Below are 19,169 nucleotides of genomic sequence, written 5' to 3'. Positions count from 1 at the left end.
ATGAACAAAATTGCATTAGTAACGGGCGGAAGCCGTGGATTAGGAAAAGATGAAGCCCTTCAGTTGGCAAAAAAAGGTTTTGATGTTGTTATTACCTATCAAAGCAACGAAATCGAAGCCCAAAAGGTAGTTGTAGAAATTCAAAAATTAGGACAGAAAGCAGCGGCTTTGCCGTTAGATATTTCATCGACGAACAACTTTAATGCGTTTGTTGATGAATTGCAACGAGCACTAAGCGAAACATTTGGTACTCAAAAAATGGATGTTCTCATCAATAATGCGGGAACAGGACATTACGGTGCTTTTGCAGATACTACCGAAGAGGATTTTGATAAAATGGTCAATATTCATTTGAAAGCGCCTTATTTTTTGACCCAAAAACTGCTGCCTTTGATAAATGATGGCGGTGTAATTTTAAATACCTCGTCGGGGTTAGCTCGTTTTTCATACCCTGGCTCGTCGGCCTACGCTATGATGAAGTCGGGGATAGAAACACTAACGCGCTACCAAGCCGCAGAGTTAGGACATCGAAAAATTAGGGTAAACGTGATTGCGCCAGGCGCTATTGCGACCGATTTTGGCGGAGGTAGAGTTCGGGACAACCAAGAACTGAACGGGGCCATCGCCTCCCGAACAGCGCTTGGCCGAGTGGGTTTAGCCGATGATATTGGAAGTGTGGCTGCTTTTTTGTGTAGCGACGAGGCAAAGTGGATTAACGGCCAACGCATTGAGGTTTCGGGGGGAATCCACCTTTAAAAATGGTTAAGAACTCGTTTCGTCAAAATAGCTAATTGCGACGCTGATGATGCTCAAAATCGAATAGATAACGGCGAAACGAGTTTTTTCTAGCCCTATAAAGGCTAACGTCCCGAGCGAAAACATCGCGATTTTGAACAGATTTAGCCACGGAAATCGAATGCGCATGGAAGATTTGGGGGCGGCGTATATTCCCCAAAGTGCAGCAACTGCAACAAAAAGTATGATGGCAAACGCCCACTTGGTCAATGTCGTTTTTCCAGAGGAATAACCCCAAAAGGCAACACTAAAAATAAGGACAAGCTCCAACCCAAAGGCTAACAGGTAATTGATGTAGCGGAGAGTTTGCATAAGTAGTTCAAAATAAGAGGAATAGTAAAAAAGGAACAGACAAATTTACAAAACAGGAGCTACATTTTTTCGAAAGGCGGTAGGATTGTTGCCCGTGTATTTTCGGAATTGTTTGCAAAAATGACTTTCGTCCGTAAACCCAAATTCATGCGCAATTTCGGTCAAGGTCATGGAGCTGTAGAGAAGCCTGGCTTCAATCAATTTAATGCGGTGTTTGACAATAAATTGCTTGAGCGATTCTCCCGTTTGTTTTTTGAAAAAGATACTTACGTAGGAAGGCGCTAAGTGAAACTCCTCGGCAATTCGTTCCATACTGAGTTTTTGTGGTTCATAAATGTGTTGTTTGATGTACCTCAATATCGCCTCGGCGGCATTCGATTCTTCCGATTTGGCGGGAGTTTGTTGGGAGAGGTTACGAGCCAAAATCAGCAGAATACTCCGCATCAAGCTGTCTCGTATCATTTCAAAATGTGCCGATGGTGGGTTGTCGTACTCACTTTCAAGTACTTTTAGAAGTTGGTGTAATTTTTGTTTTTCTTCTTTGTCATGTACAATCGTTCCCCGACTTTGGGTAGAAGTCAATAGCAACGACTGGAAAATTTGTTGCCAATATTTGTCCGTAACGCTGTGGGTTTTGCTGTAAGATTCGTTGAAACGGATAAAACAAAACTCTGTAATTGACACTATATCAAACGAATGAAAATCTTCTGGGCCTAACAAAAACACATCTCCTTGCTCGTAAGGGTAGGTATTGCCATTGATGTTGTGGTTGCCAAACCCCTTCAAAATAAAAATGATTTCGTAATAGGTATGTTTGTGTACGGGGTGTTCCCATTGGGCTGCTTCAAAGTGGTAGATGTTAAAAGGACTGTGCAAAACGTAGCGTTTCATCGAAAGAAGGTGCGTTATTTTTACCAAAATAAAATGGATTTTTACAGAAAGTAGCAACTCTGTCCTCTCTAATTTTGCCGAACAATGCTTAAATGAACTTTTTCTCGCATTGACCTATAATGAAATAGTACAGAATCGGCCACAAAACGCTAAGGCTGAACGGATGAATTAGAACAAAAAAACGACAAAAGATGAAAGTGGTAAAAAGACGCTCGATGCTGAAAAAAGCCCTCCTTGCCTCGGCGGCTTCGATGGCTACCTTGTCAGCGGAAGCAAAAAAAGACAAAAAAGTGTTTGTCCATCACGTATATTTTTGGTTGAAAAACCCTTCAAATGAAGCCGACCGCGCCAAGTTAATCGAAGGCTTAACGGCCTTGGCGAAGGTACCAACGATTCGGATGCACAACATTGGCACGCCTGCAACCACCAATCGTAGCGTTATTGAGCGCAGCTATGCCGTGTCTTGGTTGTGCTTTTTCGACAATTTGGAGGAAGAAGAAGTTTACCAAAAACACCCTATTCACATCAAGTTTGTAGAAGATTACTCGCACCTTTGGGAAAAGGTCATTGTGTATGATTCGGTGCAGGTGTAGTACAGGTAGGAAGTATTTTCAAAGGGAACATGCCAGGCTATGTTCCCTTTGAAAATTTATAATTCTAAGTAATCAAGAGCAAAATTTAATATAATTCGTCGATTTTGAACTGATAACGATTAACTTATACCTTACACCTAAAATACCGTTTGACGAATTTTGACTTCGCTTTGGTGATAAACCTGCGAGTACGGTTGTACGCTCGCCGTTACCCAGGCGTTTCCGCCGATGATAGAATCGTTGCCAATCACGGTTTTTCCACCTAAAATAGTGGCATTGGCATAAATGACCACGTTATCTTCGATGGTTGGGTGTCGCTTGGTTTCTGCCAATGATTTTGATACGCTCAAAGCGCCCAGTGTGACCCCCTGATATACTTTTACGTTGTTTCCAATTTCGGTTGTTTCGCCAATGACGACCCCTGTGCCGTGGTCGATAAAAAAAGATTTTCCAATGGATGCTTTGGGGTGAATGTCAATGCCTGTCAAACCATGGGCGTATTCGGTCAACATCCGTGGTAGAAGTGGAACGTCCAAGTCAACCATTGCGTGCGCTAAACGATAGACTGCAATGGCATAAAAACCTGGATAAACCGCAATCACTTCTTCAATACCGATGGAGGCGGGGTCGTTGTCAGAGATGGCCTGTGCATCCAGCAGGAGATTTTCATAAATATCGGGAAGCTGCTCCATAAACTGCTCCGTTACCGCTTCATGATTTGTTCCAAGGTTGCCGTTTAGGGGTTCTAACAAACACAAAAGCCGTTGCTGAAGCTTGGCGTAGGCATCAGGTAAATTGGTGGCTGAGCGCGAACAATCTTGGGTGATGGGAAATAAAAACCGCATCATTTCTTCGACAAACTTCCCAACTTCGTTGCGGGAGGGCAAACGATACTGATAGCGGGTGTTTTGCTCGGCGAGACGTTTAAAAAAAGTGTTTGACAACGTATGGAAGAATTTTTATACTTGAGATACCAAAAACCGTGCAAAAAGGTTCAACTTTGGCCGTTATTTGAAAAATATATCTACCTATTCATAAATTCATTTTTTGTGCGTCGCTTTTGTTTGTTCATTTTTGCTTTAGTGTGTTTTGTTTCGTTAAAAACGTCAGGACAACAACCTTCATCGCTTCGTCGATATGCCTACGCCCGCAATGCCATGGGCTCGGAGTTTAATCTGGTTTTTTATGCGCCAAGCGACTCGCTTGCAAAAGTAGCCTCCGACAGCGCTTTTGCGAGAATTCAATTGCTCAATAACCTATTAAGTGATTACCTAGATGGAAGCGAAGTGAACCGCCTTTCGGAAACAGCAGGGACGGGACAGCGTTTTTATGCGAGCGCTATTTTGTTTGATATTTTGGAGAAATCAAAGCACCTGAGTGGCAAAACCAATGGCGCATTTGACGTGACTGTGGGGCCAATCGTTCAGCTTTGGCGAAGGGCGATTCGGCGCAACTATTTTCCCGATAAATCCCAACTCAAAGAAGCGCGCGCTGCTGTTGGCTATCGTTTGGTTCAGCTTCGAAGCGAAGATCGCTCTGTTGTTTTAAAACGTAAAAAAATGCGGATAGATTTTGGGGCAATTGGAAAAGGATACGCGGCCGATGACGTGTTGAAGGTGCTAAAATCGTTTGGAATCGACCGAGCCTTTTTGGACGCAGGTGGAGATTTGACCATTGGTGACGCCCCACCAGAGAAAGATGGTTGGCGAATTGAAGTGAGTTCGGGAGGAGGCGATACCACCGCTACGCACGTACTGACCTTGAAAAATTGCGGGGTAGCCACTTCTGGAAGTACGTATCGGCATTTCGATTACAAAGGTGTTCGCTATTCGCATATTGTGAGTCCTTACACGGGAGTAGGTCTAACCACACATACACGCACGACCGTAATCGCCCCAACTGGCACGGACGCCGACGCCTTGGCTACTGCTTTTAGTGTGCTGGGAATAGAAAAAGGTAAAAAAGTAGCCAAGCGTTTGAAGGGAATTGAAGTGTGGCTTTTGGAACAAAATGCCAGCAAAAAAGCACACTACAAATAGGGAGTTTGTCGGTATTCTTTTGGGGTTTTTCCTGTTTCTGCCTTGAAAAACCGACTAAAGTCGCTAGGGTCGAGTTTCCCAATTTTGAAGGCAATGTCAGCGATGGAGAGGTTACTTTGTTTTAATAAAACTTTGGCTTCCAATACCCGCATTTCATCCAGCAAATCGTGGGCACTTTTTCCCGTGACAGCCTTCACACATTTGTGGAGGTGATTGGGGGAGACAGACAATAGCTCGGCGTATTCGGATACGGTATGTTTTTCGTAAATGTGCTGAGACAGTGCTGTTTTGAAACGTTCCGTCATCCGAACAGCAGCGTTGCCAATGGGTTTTTCTAGGGGACGAACAAATTGGTTTACCTCCGTAAATAAAGTGAATAGATAGGAGGCAATCAGACAAAATTGTTCTTCGCAAATCACTAGGTTAATTTCAAGGAGCCGCTCAAAGATTAGCACGATAGCTAGGTGACGCTCTTGGCTCAGTTCAACTACTGGTGAACCCGCTAATTGAAGAAAAGAAAAGGTCTGTAATGATTCTGATTTCCAGGGTGACATGCTAAAAATGTCGCTGCTAAAATGACAATAAAAACCTTCGGCGTCGTCGCTGATTTCATCCAAAGTTGTGATTTGAAAAGCGGGTAAAAAAAAGAACGAACCTGCCTTAATCTCGTATTTAGTAAGTGCTTTTCGGCGGGTAATGCTACCTTTGGTTAAGAAAATAAAAAACGTAACCGAGCGTCGATGAGGAGCTTGTGGAATGATGAGGTGCTTTTTATAATCTTCTAATCGAATGACGTGGAACTGATTAAAAAATGGCCGCTGCGTGTTTTTCCATACCAAGGTATCAAACACATAGTCATCGAATTCGGCGGGTTTAAGAAGTGGAATTTGGGTGGCTTTCATACAAATAAGACATACATGTCGCAACATCTACTTTGTTAAAAAGGGAATAGCGCGCATTTACTACTATTGCTAAAGACAGTATGAACCTAACGAAATGTTAGTTGGTGATTTGTTGAGTGAAATAGATAAATCAGTCAATCACCATTTCTAACAACGCATAACTCAATGCTTTTCCGTGGGTATCTATGGCCAGTGAGGTAGTTACGCCTGTTAGCAAGGCGTCTTGACACACAAACAATAACGACGAGATAGTGGGCAGTTCGTACCGTACAATTTCACCCGAAACGATGTCTTTTAAATGTTCTTTTACCCGTTCTACCGTTATTGCTTTGCACAAAAATTCATAATCTTTCGCGTCGTACGGAATCAACGATAGGGTAGAGGTATTGCCTTTGTCTCCAGCGCGGCTGTGGGCGATTTGATGTAACTTCATATTTTTAAAAAAGTATTACTTCTGGACTCACTTTCTTTCTATTCACCAAAACCGAAACAATTCCGACGAGCTCAGTGACGTACTTCCTAGCCCCCCCGCCACCTGCTGGGCCATTGGTGTAAAGGGCTTCTACTTCTTCGCCGATGATAGCGGCTTTTTGGGCGGTTGCGGCGTTGGCAGCTAGGCGTAATCGCACTTCATAAGGTTCAAGGTGATGGTTAAAATCAGTCCGATGAATGGCCGAAACGCCGACGTAATCGGTTCGCAAATCGGGAAAATCAGCTTTGAGCCTTTTTTCGAGGGTATCGCCTGCCAACTGCGCCCTTGCGAGGGCATTTGCCCCCGCGTATGAGATTTCGCCTTCCCCCAAAAAACCAGCCTGATAACCCACGCTTACTTTGAGCGTTGACGGTTTTTCTTGGCCAGTGCCACCCCATACTTTGACTTGATTATCACCTATTTCTTCCAAGTGTACCGTCGTAAAATTAGCTGATACATCGGGCGTAAGGTAGGCATGTGGGTTGACGACTTCGTACAATAATTGCTCTTTGACCGTAGCCAAATTGACAACGCCCCCCGTACCTGCAACTTTGCTAATGATGGCCGAGCCGTCCGCAAAAACATCGGCAAAAGGATGACCCAAGGTGTCTAGGTTCGTTACGGGTTTGGTGATTGGGTCGGCAAAATATCCGCCAGTTATTTGCCCCGCACATTCTAATAAATGCCCGACAATGGTTCCTTGTCCTAACAAATTGTAGTTGTCGGTAGCCCAGCCAAATTCATGAATCATGGGGGCTAGAAACAACGATGGGTCGGCGACTCTTCCCGTGATAATGATTTGAGCATCAGACCGTAATGCTTCCAAAATCCCTTCCACTCCCATGTACGCATTGGCAGAAATAAGAGAGGAGGGAGGAGTGTTGAGAGAGGAGGGAGGAGTGTTGAGAGAGGAGTGATGAGTGATGAGCGCGATGGCAAAATCTTCATTATTGAATTTAGAAATCTCATCACTTATTGCTACTAACTTATCGCTCAATTCGTCTCCGATAACGGCGGCTACTTTTACTGAAATGCCTTGTTTCTGAGCGATTTCAACGATTTTTTTTGCACCTTCAATGGGGTTAGCTGCTCCCATGTTGGTAATGAGACGAATGTTATTCTTTGCCAAAATAGGTAACAAACCCTCAATGCGGCGTTCCAACAACGGGTCGTAGCCTTTGGTAGCATCTGCGCGTTTTCGTTTTTGGGCGAGGGCAATGGTGCGTTCGGCCAAACATTCCAACACCAAATAATCTAAATTGCCTTGTTCGGCCAAAATAATGGCAGGTTCTAATCTATCCCCCGAAAAACCCGCCCCGCAACCTATTCTGATTTTATTTTTCATTCCGTATGAAATTTATCGTTATTCCAATTTTTGGGGTTGTTTTCGATGTAATCATTGATGCGTTGGTATTCGGCGTCATTTCGGATAATATGATCATGAAATCTGGATTGCCAACCAAATACAACCCCATCACTATCGGTCAATTGTAGCCGATTACAGTGTTTTGTAACGGCGGATTTATAGGAACCAATGATGGATGAAACGGTATTTTGCCCCTGATTTTGAAACCGTTGTTGGGCAGGGGATTGCGATTGTATCGGTGGTTGTATCGGCGATTGTATTGACGATTGTATCGGTGGTTGTATTGGCGATTGTATTGGTGGTTGTATCGGCGATTGTATTGGTGGTTGTATCGGCGATTGTATCGGCGATTGTATCGGCGATTGTATCGGCGATTGTATCGGCGATTGTAGAGACAAGGCATGCCTTGTCTCTACGTTATTTCGGACGTCATTACGGTTATTTCGGACGTTATCGTGGACGTTATTACGGTCATTATCGTGGATATTATCGCGGACGTTATCGTTAATAATATTATTGGTAAACGGTTCATTTTCAGGTTTATCCAATATCAAAATACCATGAATGTGATTTGGCATAACCACAAACGCACCCAATTCAATATTCTTTGCATGGTTTTTAATCTCGTGCCAAAATACGTCGGCCAGAACACCGATGGATGATAATTGCATTTTATGATTGATAATTTTACCAAAAAAATGCTCGCGATTTTTAGTACAGATAGTAATAAAATAGGCACCGTTCCATCCATAATCCCACCAAGAGGCACGTGCCGATGCAATACGGTATTTGTGTTGAAATTTTTCCATGATTACAAATGTATTGACCCCGTCAAAAGCGCCATAATCATCATCACAATGGTCGTACCCCATGCCCAGAAAAACGTGTGGCGTTGGTGTTCGCCTAAATCCACCTCAGTGAGCCCCACCAGCAAAAAAGTCGAAGCCGTAAGCGGACTGATGGGAAAGCCGACGGTCATTTGACCTAGCAAGGCCGCACGACCAATTTCGAGCGGGTCAATGCCGAATTGGGTAGCGGTCTGGCTCAAAATAGGGACAACCCCAAAATAATAAGCATCGGGAGTAAACAAAATGCTGGCGGGCAAACTCGTGAGCGCAGTCAGGGTAGGTAGCCAATTGGCGTGCTGCTGAGGTATGAGCGCCACCAATGAATTGGCCATGGCGTCAATCATTTTTGCCCCCGTGAGGATGCCAGAAAAGATACCTGCGGCAAAAATCATACTCGAAACCAAAAAAATATTGGTACCGTGGCTTTTGACGACCTTTTGTTGGTCCGCAAGTTTGGGGTAGTTGACGAGCAATGCAATCATGCTCGCAATCACAAACAGTACGGGAGCGGGAAGCCATCCTTTGGTCAACGCAATAATGAGTGAGATAGTAAGAATGGCATTGATAATGAGTAGGTTGGGGCGGCGTAGCTGATGCTGTTCTGTGTTTAAGTTGTCTTTGTGATTGTACTCAAACTCAATGATTCCAAGGCGTTTTCTTTCTTTTTGGCCAAACCAATACGCAACAAAAAGCACCCAAACAATACCCGCTACAATGGCTGGAATGTTGGGGTTGAAGATGTGAACCGCATCGCTCTTTAACGTAGAAATCGCCCGCGCGGATGTCCCCGACCACGGAACCAAATGTAAGGGGCCGACGCTCAGGGCCACGATACTCGCCAAGATTTTTCGGTTGATTTTCAGTTGTTTGTAAATGGGCAAAAACGCCGACAACACAATCATAAAGGTGGCTGTACCGTCGCCGTCGAGGTGGACAATCATGGTCAGAATCGCCGTTCCCAAAATCACCTTGAGCGGGTCGCCCTTTACTGATTTAATGATAGCGGCAATGACAGGGTCAAAAAGCCCTGCGTCGAGCATGGTGGCAAAGTACAACACCGCAAACATCAATAAAACCCCCGTCGGTGCTACCTGTTTGATACCTGCTAAGGCAAAATCGCCGAGTTCTTTGGGACTAAAACCAGCCAAGAGTCCAAAAACAACGGGCGTAATAACCAAGGCAGTCATCACCGACATTTTTTTTGTCATGATAAGTGCCAAAAAAACAAGAATTGTCGCAAAGCCGAGGAGGGAAAGCATTGATAATTAGGAGTTTTTAATTAAAAATTAGGAGTTGTGATTTTTTAGCGTTTTAAGAATTGCTCCTCTTATTTTTAAAATTTCGTCGCAATTTTTCAATAAAGAAGAAGCCTGAGATGGGTCAAAGTAATCTGTATATTGATAAGCACGGACAACACGAATCGCAAAAGCGCAAAATTTTTGCCGCAAGATATTGTTGCCTTTCATCCTAATTCTTAAATGCTAATTCGTAATTAAGTAGTTGAGCATAAATTTTAGTGTATTTGTAGTTTATATCGCTTCGGAGAAGCATAACTTGTTGCTTTGTTATGCTTCCGCACAGGCGGCCCTGTCCGAAGCAAAAATTAAAAAATCACCTGCTGTTACTACAAATGTTGTGCCTCTACCGAGGCTGCTTTGAATTCCTCAAAAACTTGTGATTAAATACTTCAAATCAACCTCTCTTCAACTGTTTATATTTCTCAATGTACATCTTATCCAGTGCCTCTGAGTCTTTGTATTTGACGCGGAGCGCTGTCAATTTTTTGTGCATTTCTGCCTTTATTTTGGCGTATTTAGGGTCGTTATAGACGTTCTTGAGTTCGTTTTTGTCGTTAGTACGGTCGTACAATTCCCATTCATCAACATCATGATAGAAATGCACTAACTTGTATTTTTCGGTTACGATACCATAATGGCGTTTTACCATGTGAATCCCTGGATATTCGTAATAATGGTAATAAGCCGCATCCCTGAAATTTTTGCCTTGTCCTTTAAAAATCGGAATCAAACTTTCTCCTTGCATGTCGGCAGGAGGTTTTACACCCGCAGCCTCCAAAAACGTTTGTGCATAGTCAAGATTTTGAACCATTTGCGAGTTTTTAGACCCTGCTTTTATTACCCCAGGCCACTTGATTAACAAAGGTGTTTTGAACGATTCATCAAAAATAAAACGCTTGTCAAACCAGCCGTGTTCTCCCAAATAAAAACCTTGGTCGGAGGTATAAATGACGATGGTATTTTCCTCTAAACCATTCTCTTTCAGGAAGTCTAATACCTTGCCAACACCTTCGTCCACGGAGGCGATACAGCCCAAATAATCCTGCATATAGCGCTGGTACCGCCATTTCATTTTGTCGGTATCGCTCATTTTAGGATAATTTTTGATAAACTCCTCGTTCATGTTATCGTAAGTGGCATCCCAAACTTTGCGCTGTTCAGCATTCATTCGACCAACGGTGTAGTCATAATTGCGTTTATCGTACGGGTGCGATTCCTTGATGCCCAATTTATCCATGTTTTCGGGCTTGATTTTGGAATCACCCGCCCAGTTCATGTGCGTGAGCAGGTTCATTTCGGCCTGCTTAGAGGCACTTCCACGGCCTTCATACTTGTCAAAAAGGGTAGAGGGTTCAGGGAATTTTTTGTTGATAAACTCCTTAAAGTGACGTTCAGCGGGAAGCCATTCGCGGTGAGGGGCTTTGTGCAAATAGGCTAAGAAAAATGGTTTTTCTTTATCTCGTTCCTTTCCTAACCAGTTGAGAGTCATGTCTGTGATAATGTCCGTGACATAGCCCATGATTTTCTTTTTACCCTCTTTTTTAGTGATAAAGTCGGGGTTATAATAATCGCCTTGGTCGGGTAAAATTTTAAACTCGTCAAATCCTTTAGGGCTGTTACCAAAGTGTAATTTTCCAAACATGGCAGTTTCGTAGCCATTTGCTTGAAGTAATTGTGGAAAGGTGATATTGGTGGTGTCAAACGGAAAATTATTGTCAATTTTTCCGTTCAAATGACTGTGTTTCCCCGTCAAAATCACGGCCCTCGATGGTGCACAAATGGAGTTGGTGACGCAAGCATTGCTAAAAAGCATCCCTTCCTTGGCAATACGGTCGATGTTAGGAGTTTGGGTGAGACGGTTGCTGTACGCCGAAATCGCCTGATACGCATGGTCGTCTGACATGATAAAGACGATGTTGGGACGACGACCCTCTTGGGTTTTCTTGGTAGCCTGCTTGAACGAAAACATACCAATAGCAATGATGGCTACAGTTGCGATGGAAATGGTGAATTTTTTCATAAATACTTTTTAATCAATGGTTACACCATTACTTTTTAAAACTTTGTGAAAGAAAAGCACGTGAAATGGTAACGAATTTTCCCAATATGGCCATGTGTGCGCACCTGGCCTTTCAGTATAATCGTGTGGAACATTGGCATAAAGTAAACGGCTGTGAAGTTCTCGATTGGTATCAATCAAAAAATCATCCACACCACAATCAATGATAATGGGCATGCCGTTTTTCTTAATGGCATCCACCATATTGACGATTGAATTTTTCAAAAAAACATCTTGAGAAACATCCGATGTACCTAAAAGTTTTTCGAATCGCTCTTTTGTTGAATTTATATACTCACTGCTGATTTTGAACTTGGTATAATTTATGTCCATGGCACCGCTCATTGTTCCTGCTGCACCAAATAACTCTGGGTGGCGAGTCGAAAGATACATTGCACCGTGCCCGCCCATTGAAAGACCTGTAATTGCTCTGCCTTTATTGCTTTTTATTGTTCGGTATGTGGCATCAATTTTTTGAATAACTTCTTTTGTTATGTAAGTCTCAAATTGACTATTCTTGTTAGATGGGCTATCTAAATACCAACTATAAATTTCACCGTCTGGCATAACAATAATGATATTGTATTGGTCAGCTAAGTTTTTTACCAGATTCTTATTAGGTGTTTTTGTTAACCAATTACTGAAATTCCCTCCAGCACCATGCAGTAAATATAAAACTGGATAATTTGATTGATTTTTGGCGTAAGACGCAGGTAAAACTACTGCTGCTTTGTAGGTTTTGTTCATGACTGCACTGGGTACATCAAGGCTATCAACAGTCGCGGCTTTTGCCATAAAAGCAAATAAAATCAGGATTAAGCAGATGAAATTCCGCATGGTATTATAGGGTTAAATGAATCAAAACGTCAAATAATCATTAAAAAATGGTAGTAAATCGTTTAAAACACGTCCGTCAGTTGTCCAGATTTTATTGCCGTGGTCGCCGATGTATTCTTCAGAAAAGTGATTAATCCCCAGGTTCTCTAAACGCTGGCTCAACATCCCGATTTGGACAGGAAAACGGGGAGAGTCATTTCGCCCCCAATCCAATTTGATAGCGGTTAGTTTGCGCAAATTATCAGCATATTTATTGATCATGTAAACGGGCATATTGGCCTCCCATTTTTCCAAAATTGCTTGATTGACAATCATTTTATCGCCTTCGTAGCTAAACGGAAAGTCGCAATAAAACGGAGGTTTGTTTGGATTGGGCGACCACGCCCGCGCTACGGCCACCAATACTTTGGGGTAATAGGTTTTCTTTAAATCTTCTTGCGTTTTTACGTTTTGAACCTCTTTGAAAGACGGACTGTTGGGGCCAAATTCCTTTACCATTGCCAACAACCCTGGACTCAACGCATAAATGCTGCTAAATACCTCTGGGTGCAACATGCCAATTTTGAACGCACCGTAGCCACCCATCGAATGCCCAGCAACCCCCCGACTCTCGCGAGTGGCAAGGGTTCGGTAGTTTTTGTCAACGTATTCGACGAGCTCTTTGGATTCAAATTCGTCCCAATTTCCTGTCAATGAAGAGTTTGAGTAGAAACTGCCTTCGTAAAGCGTGTACTGGTCGGCTTGAACAAAAATAAAAGGTTTGATTTTGTTACGTTTGATACCTTCGTCGAGGATAGCTTGCATTTGCGGAAAAATATTATCCTTCCCCATAAAGCCATGCAAGTAATAAATGACAGGATAACGTTGCGTAGAAGCATCATAATTGGGCGGAAGATAAACCGAAACCTTACGATTTGGGTCTTCGCCGCCCGTATTTTGAAGAGCTTTGGAGTTGAGTACGAAACTGACGACTTTGCCTTGAGCCAAAGCCTCACTTCCCCCAACGGAGAAGCAAAAAATGAGAATTAAAAATAAAAGTTTTTTCATCGGGTTAGTTTGAAAAAATAACCTTCCCGAAAGTTTCAGAACTTTCGGGAAGGTAGCTTATTCGGTAATTGCTATTTTGCTAATTGCTTTTTGACTTAGCTCATCAAAATATTCTTAGCAAAAGCTACGCATTTTGCTACTTCTTTGACCGCATCCGAACCTTCGGGGATTTGGTACTCAAGCTCAACCGAAACGGGAAATTTGTATTTGCGGTCGCGAATCATCAACAAAATTTCACGGATAGGCGTGTCGCCCGTGCCCCACGTCAAGTTGCCTGCGCCGTGTTCGGGCGTAGTGCGGTCTTTTAAGTGCATGGTCGAAATACGGTCGTGCTTGTTTTCGATAAAGGCCATAAGCGCCTCTTTGGTGTTTTTACCCCCCGCCGCAAGGTAGTGACCACAGTCAAAATTAATCGAGTTGTAAGGCGATTGACTTAGCGCGTTATCCCACAGTGTATCAGTAGCTTGGGTGTGATTGTGGTAGCCTACATACACCTTGTTTTTTGCCCCCAAATCACCCAAACGTTGGGTTTGTTTGGGGTCGGTGGGTAGTTCTAACGTTACCGAAGTAGCTCCGAGTACTTTGGCCACTTTCATACCGTATTCAACCTCGCCATCGGTATTGGTTGGGCTAAAGGCGTTGGGTTTGAAGGCATAAATAGAGATGCCCGCTTTGTCAAACTTCTTACGAACTTCTTTGAATTTATCCATCGAAACCGTACTGCGCCATTCCGCAACTTGTTTGTTGTAGTCGGCCATTTGGGCTTTTTGCTCGTCGGTCAACTGTGGGCGCTGGCCAGGACGTGCATTACGGAAAAGCTGCGCCATGTCAATCGGCGATTTTGGTTTTCCAGCATATTCTTCCACCGAATCGCCCATCAATTCGATGGCACTGAGGTTGGAATCAATGCAAAACTGAATCAATTTATCGACATCATGCGGCATACTACGGAATGAATAGGTAATAGCGCCAATTTGCACACCTTTAAACTTAGAGTTGGGTTTGTCGGCCAATGCCCATGCTTTATTGACGTTAAACAGGCCTCCCATCGCAGTGAGTGACGCCATTGCTATAAAATTTCGGCGAGATACTTGTGTATTCATAAGTGAAAAGGGTTTTATAAAGAATGATGGTTTTATGAATTATCATTAAAAGAAAAACGCGTCTGTTTTTTCCTGATTAATTGTTCCTCTATTGCCCAAATATGAATAAATAACGCTAACGTGCATCTGCATCTATCTTCAAACCCCATGCCTTTAGGCTGGGGTTTAAAAAAAAAGTGTAACTTAGGGCTTCAGCCCTGACTTTTTAAACACTAAGGCTATAAAAGTCAGGGCTGAAGCCCACGTAACATGTTCCTATTGCATCCCCAGCCTAAAGGCGTGGGGTTAAAATAGAAAAAGCCTTATACTTTGCGTAGTTAATTAAATAATTTCGGAGCAAATTGGCTTAAATAGACCCGCCAGTTTCTCCAAATATGCCCACCTTCCGATTCCACATACTCGTATTTCATTCCCATACCATCTAGTTTTTTGCGGAAATCGACATTGGCTTGGTAAAGGAAATCGGTTTTGCCAATGGCTATCCAGTAGAGCTTGGTTCCGTTTTCTTTTTGTACTTTCAAGGTTTCATCAATGTTGCTATACACCTTTGCCGTAGCATCTTCGCGTGGCATAATGGCAGCAGAAAACAAGCCGACGTAGTCAAACGTATTTGGATAAAACCGTGAAATGTGCATTGAATGAAAGCCGCCCATGGATAAGCCTGCAATAGCTCTGCTCTCTTTTTTGGCGTTTACGCGGTAGTTTTTCTCCACAAATTTTACAATATCCATAAAAGCACCTTCATACGAACCTTCCATGGTACGAGGAGCCATAAATTGCGGTTTGTAGAAGCCCGTATTTCCTTCACCAGGGGCGGCATCTTGCGAAGCGTTCCCGTTTGGCATGACCACAATCATTGGTTTGGCTTTGCCTTGAGCGATAAGATTGTCCATAATTTGTGCCGTGCGTCCGAGTGCTATCCAAGCCTCTTCATCGCCACCCGCGCCGTGCAATAAATAAAGTACGGGGTAATTGGCTTTGCTGCTTTCATAACCTGGAGGGGTGTAAATGGTGAGGCGGCGGTTGATGCCTAAGCCTGGTGAGTCGTACCAACGTCGGGTTACGCTACCGTGCGGAATGTCGTTTACTTTGTAAAAGTCAGCCTGAGTACCTCCCACAATAAAAATATTAGTAACAGTCGCTACATCACGGTTTAAAAATGGATTATTTGGGTCGATGCTACGAAGGCCGTCCACCGTAAATGAATACGAATACAATTCAGGGGCGAGTGCATCGGAAGTAAAAGTCCAAACGCCTTTCTCATCTTTTTTCATCAATGCAGGTTTTGGAACATCCACTAAACCAAAACGCGATTTAATTTTCATGGTAGGTAAGAAATCCCCTGTTACAAAAACAGAGTCGGCTTTTGGGGCAAAAAAGCGAAACGTAACGGTTTTGTCCGCATTGATTTCAGGCGACTTGAGGTCGGCAGCGTTGAAAAGAGCTTCTTGTGAAAAAGCTAAATGGCTCAATAGTAGGCCAAAAAGTAAAACAATTGATTTTTTCATGTTTTGATAATTTAGTTTAAATATCACCGCCAGTGAGTTTGAAAACCCCCTGACGGTGACGGAACGAATTGAACTTTGATAGGTAATTGAAATTTATTGTGGCGCAACGACCTTCATCAACTCTTCGTCGTGGTGGTACCGAATGCCGCATTTATTGTCGAAAAACATCGTCGTTCCTTTTTCGGCCGTATAAGCATCCCATTTGGGAAGACCAGCATGATTTGGGTTGCCCGTTTTGGCGAAATTAATCCACGATTGGCTCATTTTATCGGCCAACACGTAAGCGTCTTTGAAACCTCCCGTCATTTCTTCGCAGCGAGCGATGTTGTTGAATACAAACGGAATTTCCATGCAGTGGACAGCCTTGTATTTTCCATCCATCACAGGCGACTGCCAAGTAAACATAAACATGTAAACAGGTGCCCCGCCTGCCAACGACGACTTTTGTTTGGCTTGAGATACGGCCCCTGGACGGAAAGTTACGTCAATGTCCAAAACTGCTGAAGGTTTGGTGTCTTCGGGGAATGCTTTTTTTGCGGCAGCAATGTACGCTTCAGCTTTGTCGCCATACGATTTTTTGACCAGTTCCAATACTTGCTCAGGGGTGCTGTTGGCGGGGGCCGCTCGGAAAGCGGCAAACTCATTTTTAGTTGTGCCAATCAATAAAGGAATGTTTTTAGAAAGTTCAAAAGCTTCATTTGAAAACAATTGGTAGGGGAGAACCTCGCCGTCCACGCTTGGCCCCCAGCTCAAACCAAAGCCAATGACAGGTTTTCCTTCTGCTTTCATTTTATCGGCAATGGTTTTTAAGGCTCTTTTGCCCGCATCGCTCAAGGTTTGGAAAGGTACTTTTTGAACTTCATCCACTTTGTCGGTCGAAATGTTGAGTTCCTTTAATACCTCAGCACCAATGGCTTGGGTTGTTTTTTTGTCGAGCATGGCGGCACGAAAAGCCCCACTTTGGTTGATGGCTTTGTGGAATAGTCCTTTGGCCGATGGCATCGCCATGAGCGTATTTACCTTCGCTCCCCCGCCTGACTGTCCAAAAATGGTGACGTTGTTGGGATCACCGCCAAAGTTCGCAATGTTGGTTTTTACCCATTCCAGCGCTACTTTCATGTCTAGCACGCTCAAATTGGCCGATTGTTTGTATTTATCACCGTAAGCCGACAAATCCAAATACCCTAAAATATTCAAGCGATGGTTGATAGAAACAACAACGACGTCTCCTTTTTTAGCCAAATTTTCGCCATCGTACGAAGGTAGTTCTTGCGATGAACCTGCCGTAAAGCCCCCTCCGTGAATCCAGAACAACACAGGGCGTTTTTTGCCATCGTTGATACCAGGTGACCAAACGTTGATGCGCATGCAGTCTTCACTTGTATAGCCCCAACTATGGTTAAAAACGAACTCTGGCTCGTCCGTCACCGAAGTAGTGGGGTCCATCAGCGGTGCAACGGGGCCGTAGCTCATCGAGCTTCGTACATTGGTCCAAGGCTTTGGTTTTTGAGGAGCTTCAAAACGTTTTGCTTCGGCATACGGTATTCCCTTATACGTAAAAATGTCATTGTGAATATAGCCTCTAACTTTGCCCGCATCGGTATTGGTGACAGCTACGTTTTCGCCCGTTTGCACTTGAGCGAAAGCACTATTTAGGGTGCAGGCGAGCGCAACAGCGCAAGATACAACCAGTTTTTTCATGTGTTAAAAATGTGTTTTGATAGGTGTTTGAATGGTTATTTTTCTAATTTTTTCAACGTGTTCTTAATCTCCTCTTTGGAAAGCCATTTGCCATTGAGCATCACCCCTTCTACCTCACCCACAGCGCTTATATCTTTCATTGGATTTGCATTGAGCAGAACCAAGTCGGCTACAGCCCCTTTTTTGATGACCCCCAAGTTGTCGTTCTTAAAAAACTGTCCAACGTTATAGGTGCCTGTTCTGAGTGCTTCGTAAGGAGTTAGTCCTGCCTCCACCAAGTAAGTTAGCTCGTGTTTGAGTGAAAACCCTGGGACGCTAAAAACTTGCGGCGCATCCGAACCCAACAACAGCCCAACCCCTTGTTTTTGGCATTCGTAAATGACTTTCTTACGGATTTCGTTGTATTTTAATACAGATTCGGGTTTGTATTGAGGGCTTTTAAAGGTGTTTTGTTTGGCCGTTGCCCAACTAGCTAACTGGGCTTTGCTCATGTATTTCATCTCGGGTGCTGCTAGCATATCGTCCACCGAGCGTTTGGGCGATTGCCAATGCTCGGCAAGGGTTTGGGTTGGAACAATCCAAATATGGTGTTCACGAATGGCTTGTAGCGCTTTGTTGAGTTGGCTTAAATCAGCCCGATGCCCAGCAAACATTCCAAAGAGCCCCACTTCGTCTTCGCTGAGGGTGTCCAAGCGGGGGATTAAACTTTGAACAATACCGTCTAAGTGGTCAATGGTGGCATAATTGGCCTCAATGGAGCGCCAAAGTCCTACATTAAACGAAACGTGCCCGCCGTAGGTCATGCCCTCCTCATTGGCAGCTTTGATTACTGCTTCAAAATTGCTTTTGGAGAGCCCGGGGTGCATTTTCATAAAATCATACCCAGCCCGTTTTTGGCTTCTTACGCGCTCAATGCCTTCTTCTGGCGTTTTGACACTTGCACCGCTGAACGAAGGCCCTGAAGTATATAGCCGAGGCCCCAAAATGTCTCCTGTTTGTATTTTTTTGCGTAGCTCCAAGTGCAGTGGATGCCCCAACATTCCTCGGATGGTTGTGACACCGTTGGCAGCAAAGAGCAACAATACTTCTTTCATCGGTTCAATGTCATCGACGGGCGGAACGTGGGCGTGCATTTCGGCCAAGCCAGGCAGTAGAAATTTACCTTTGGCGTCGATGACCAGCGCGTCTTTGGCGTAAACAACTTTTGTCCCCATTGCAGAAATTTCCCCATTTTTAACCACCACCGTTTGGTTGCTGAGAACGGTTTCGGTATTCATGGGAAGGACTGACACGTTTTTAATGACGATTTCGCGTTGACGAGAATCAACAATTTTTTGGGCGTTTAAGCCCCAAGCTACAAGTAGCGCAAGAAGTGTAAGTAAGTGTTTCATTGTCGTC

At 43.8% G+C, this 19,169-nt stretch carries 19 protein-coding genes; 5 read left to right on the top strand and 14 right to left on the bottom strand.

Translation table 11 applies throughout. The features are described from left to right. Nucleotides 1-756: an SDR family NAD(P)-dependent oxidoreductase gene (locus FHS57_RS20480; RefSeq protein ID WP_183976955.1), complete on the top strand. Its 756-nt coding sequence runs from the start codon at nt 1-3 to the stop codon at nt 754-756. 6 nt (nt 757-762) lie between these two features. Here the strand turns inward: FHS57_RS20480 and FHS57_RS20475 are convergent, their stop codons facing one another. Together FHS57_RS20475 and FHS57_RS20470 are read right to left on the bottom strand one after the other, a co-directional pair. Next, nucleotides 763-1,107, bottom strand: coding sequence for a YrdB family protein (locus FHS57_RS20475; protein ID WP_183976953.1), 345 nt, complete (start codon nt 1,105-1,107; stop codon nt 763-765). A 45-nt stretch (nt 1,108-1,152) separates the two neighbouring features. Continuing rightward, the gene (locus tag FHS57_RS20470; protein ID WP_183976951.1) at nt 1,153-1,998 is read right to left on the bottom strand and encodes an AraC family transcriptional regulator; all 846 of its coding nucleotides are present in this window, start codon (nt 1,996-1,998) and stop codon (nt 1,153-1,155) included. A 191-nt stretch (nt 1,999-2,189) separates the two neighbouring features. Between FHS57_RS20470 and FHS57_RS20465 the strand changes: the two genes are divergently transcribed. Next, nucleotides 2,190-2,591 (top strand): Dabb family protein, encoded by a 402-nt coding sequence (locus tag FHS57_RS20465; protein ID WP_183976949.1) that lies wholly within the window; start codon nt 2,190-2,192, stop codon nt 2,589-2,591. 137 nt (nt 2,592-2,728) lie between these two features. On the opposite strand, the gene epsC is transcribed toward FHS57_RS20465, so the two are convergent. Further along, nucleotides 2,729-3,535 carry a serine O-acetyltransferase EpsC gene (gene epsC, locus FHS57_RS20460; protein ID WP_183976948.1) on the bottom strand — a complete coding sequence of 269 codons (807 nt, stop codon included), beginning with the start codon at nt 3,533-3,535 and terminating at the stop codon, nt 2,729-2,731. Between the two features lie 105 nt (nt 3,536-3,640). Here epsC and FHS57_RS20455 point away from each other — a divergent pair, with 105 nt between their 5' ends. Beyond that, nucleotides 3,641-4,630 carry an FAD:protein FMN transferase gene (locus FHS57_RS20455; RefSeq protein ID WP_310587009.1) on the top strand — a complete coding sequence of 330 codons (990 nt, stop codon included), beginning with the start codon at nt 3,641-3,643 and terminating at the stop codon, nt 4,628-4,630. Here FHS57_RS20455 and FHS57_RS20450 read toward each other — a convergent pair. The 3 genes from FHS57_RS20450 to FHS57_RS20440 form a co-directional block, all read right to left on the bottom strand. Then, the gene (locus FHS57_RS20450) at nt 4,621-5,532 is read right to left on the bottom strand and encodes a helix-turn-helix domain-containing protein (protein ID WP_229601403.1); all 912 of its coding nucleotides are present in this window, start codon (nt 5,530-5,532) and stop codon (nt 4,621-4,623) included. The two genes, FHS57_RS20455 and FHS57_RS20450, sit on opposite strands and share 10 nt — an antisense overlap. A gap of 130 nt (nt 5,533-5,662) precedes the next feature. Continuing rightward, nucleotides 5,663-5,965, bottom strand: coding sequence for an AtuA-related protein (locus FHS57_RS20445; RefSeq protein WP_183976945.1), 303 nt, complete (start codon nt 5,963-5,965; stop codon nt 5,663-5,665). Nucleotides 5,966-5,969: 4 nt separating this feature from the next. Continuing rightward, a complete protein-coding gene (locus tag FHS57_RS20440; protein WP_183976944.1) occupies nt 5,970-7,349 on the bottom strand; it encodes an acyclic terpene utilization AtuA family protein in 1,380 nt (459 codons plus the stop codon). 5 nt (nt 7,350-7,354) lie between these two features. On the opposite strand from FHS57_RS20440, the gene FHS57_RS32200 reads away from it, so the two are divergent. Next, nucleotides 7,355-7,498, top strand: coding sequence for a hypothetical protein (locus tag FHS57_RS32200; RefSeq protein ID WP_183976943.1), 144 nt, complete (start codon nt 7,355-7,357; stop codon nt 7,496-7,498). A gap of 47 nt (nt 7,499-7,545) precedes the next feature. After that, nucleotides 7,546-7,878 carry a hypothetical protein gene (locus FHS57_RS32195; protein ID WP_183976942.1) on the top strand — a complete coding sequence of 111 codons (333 nt, stop codon included), beginning with the start codon at nt 7,546-7,548 and terminating at the stop codon, nt 7,876-7,878. Between the two features lie 303 nt (nt 7,879-8,181). Here the strand turns inward: FHS57_RS32195 and FHS57_RS20425 are convergent, their stop codons facing one another. From FHS57_RS20425 to FHS57_RS20390, 8 genes are all read right to left on the bottom strand, one after another. Next, on the bottom strand, nt 8,182-9,477 hold the full coding sequence (locus FHS57_RS20425) for a CitMHS family transporter (RefSeq protein ID WP_183976940.1): 1,296 nt from the start codon (nt 9,475-9,477) through the stop codon (nt 8,182-8,184). A 433-nt stretch (nt 9,478-9,910) separates the two neighbouring features. Then, nucleotides 9,911-11,536 carry a sulfatase family protein gene (locus tag FHS57_RS20420; protein ID WP_183976938.1) on the bottom strand — a complete coding sequence of 542 codons (1,626 nt, stop codon included), beginning with the start codon at nt 11,534-11,536 and terminating at the stop codon, nt 9,911-9,913. 9 nt (nt 11,537-11,545) lie between these two features. After that, nucleotides 11,546-12,412, bottom strand: coding sequence for an alpha/beta hydrolase (locus tag FHS57_RS20415; protein WP_183976936.1), 867 nt, complete (start codon nt 12,410-12,412; stop codon nt 11,546-11,548). A 21-nt stretch (nt 12,413-12,433) separates the two neighbouring features. Continuing rightward, complete coding sequence (locus tag FHS57_RS20410; protein ID WP_183976934.1) at nt 12,434-13,459, bottom strand: alpha/beta hydrolase; 1,026 nt, start codon at nt 13,457-13,459, stop codon at nt 12,434-12,436. A 95-nt stretch (nt 13,460-13,554) separates the two neighbouring features. Next, a complete protein-coding gene (locus FHS57_RS20405) occupies nt 13,555-14,562 on the bottom strand; it encodes a sugar phosphate isomerase/epimerase family protein (RefSeq protein ID WP_183976932.1) in 1,008 nt (335 codons plus the stop codon). A 317-nt stretch (nt 14,563-14,879) separates the two neighbouring features. Further along, complete coding sequence (locus FHS57_RS20400; protein ID WP_183976930.1) at nt 14,880-16,070, bottom strand: esterase; 1,191 nt, start codon at nt 16,068-16,070, stop codon at nt 14,880-14,882. Between the two features lie 93 nt (nt 16,071-16,163). Next, a complete protein-coding gene (locus FHS57_RS20395; protein WP_183976928.1) occupies nt 16,164-17,771 on the bottom strand; it encodes a carboxylesterase/lipase family protein in 1,608 nt (535 codons plus the stop codon). Between the two features lie 35 nt (nt 17,772-17,806). Continuing rightward, entirely contained in the window at nt 17,807-19,162 is a 1,356-nt protein-coding gene (locus FHS57_RS20390; protein WP_183976925.1) for an amidohydrolase family protein, read from the bottom strand. Between the last annotated feature and the right edge of the window lie 7 nt (nt 19,163-19,169).

This window comes from Runella defluvii (genome assembly GCF_014195535.1).
Taxonomy (GTDB): Bacteria; Bacteroidota; Bacteroidia; order Cytophagales; family Spirosomataceae; genus Runella; species Runella defluvii.
This window is presented reverse-complemented; position numbering and strand designations above follow the sequence as displayed.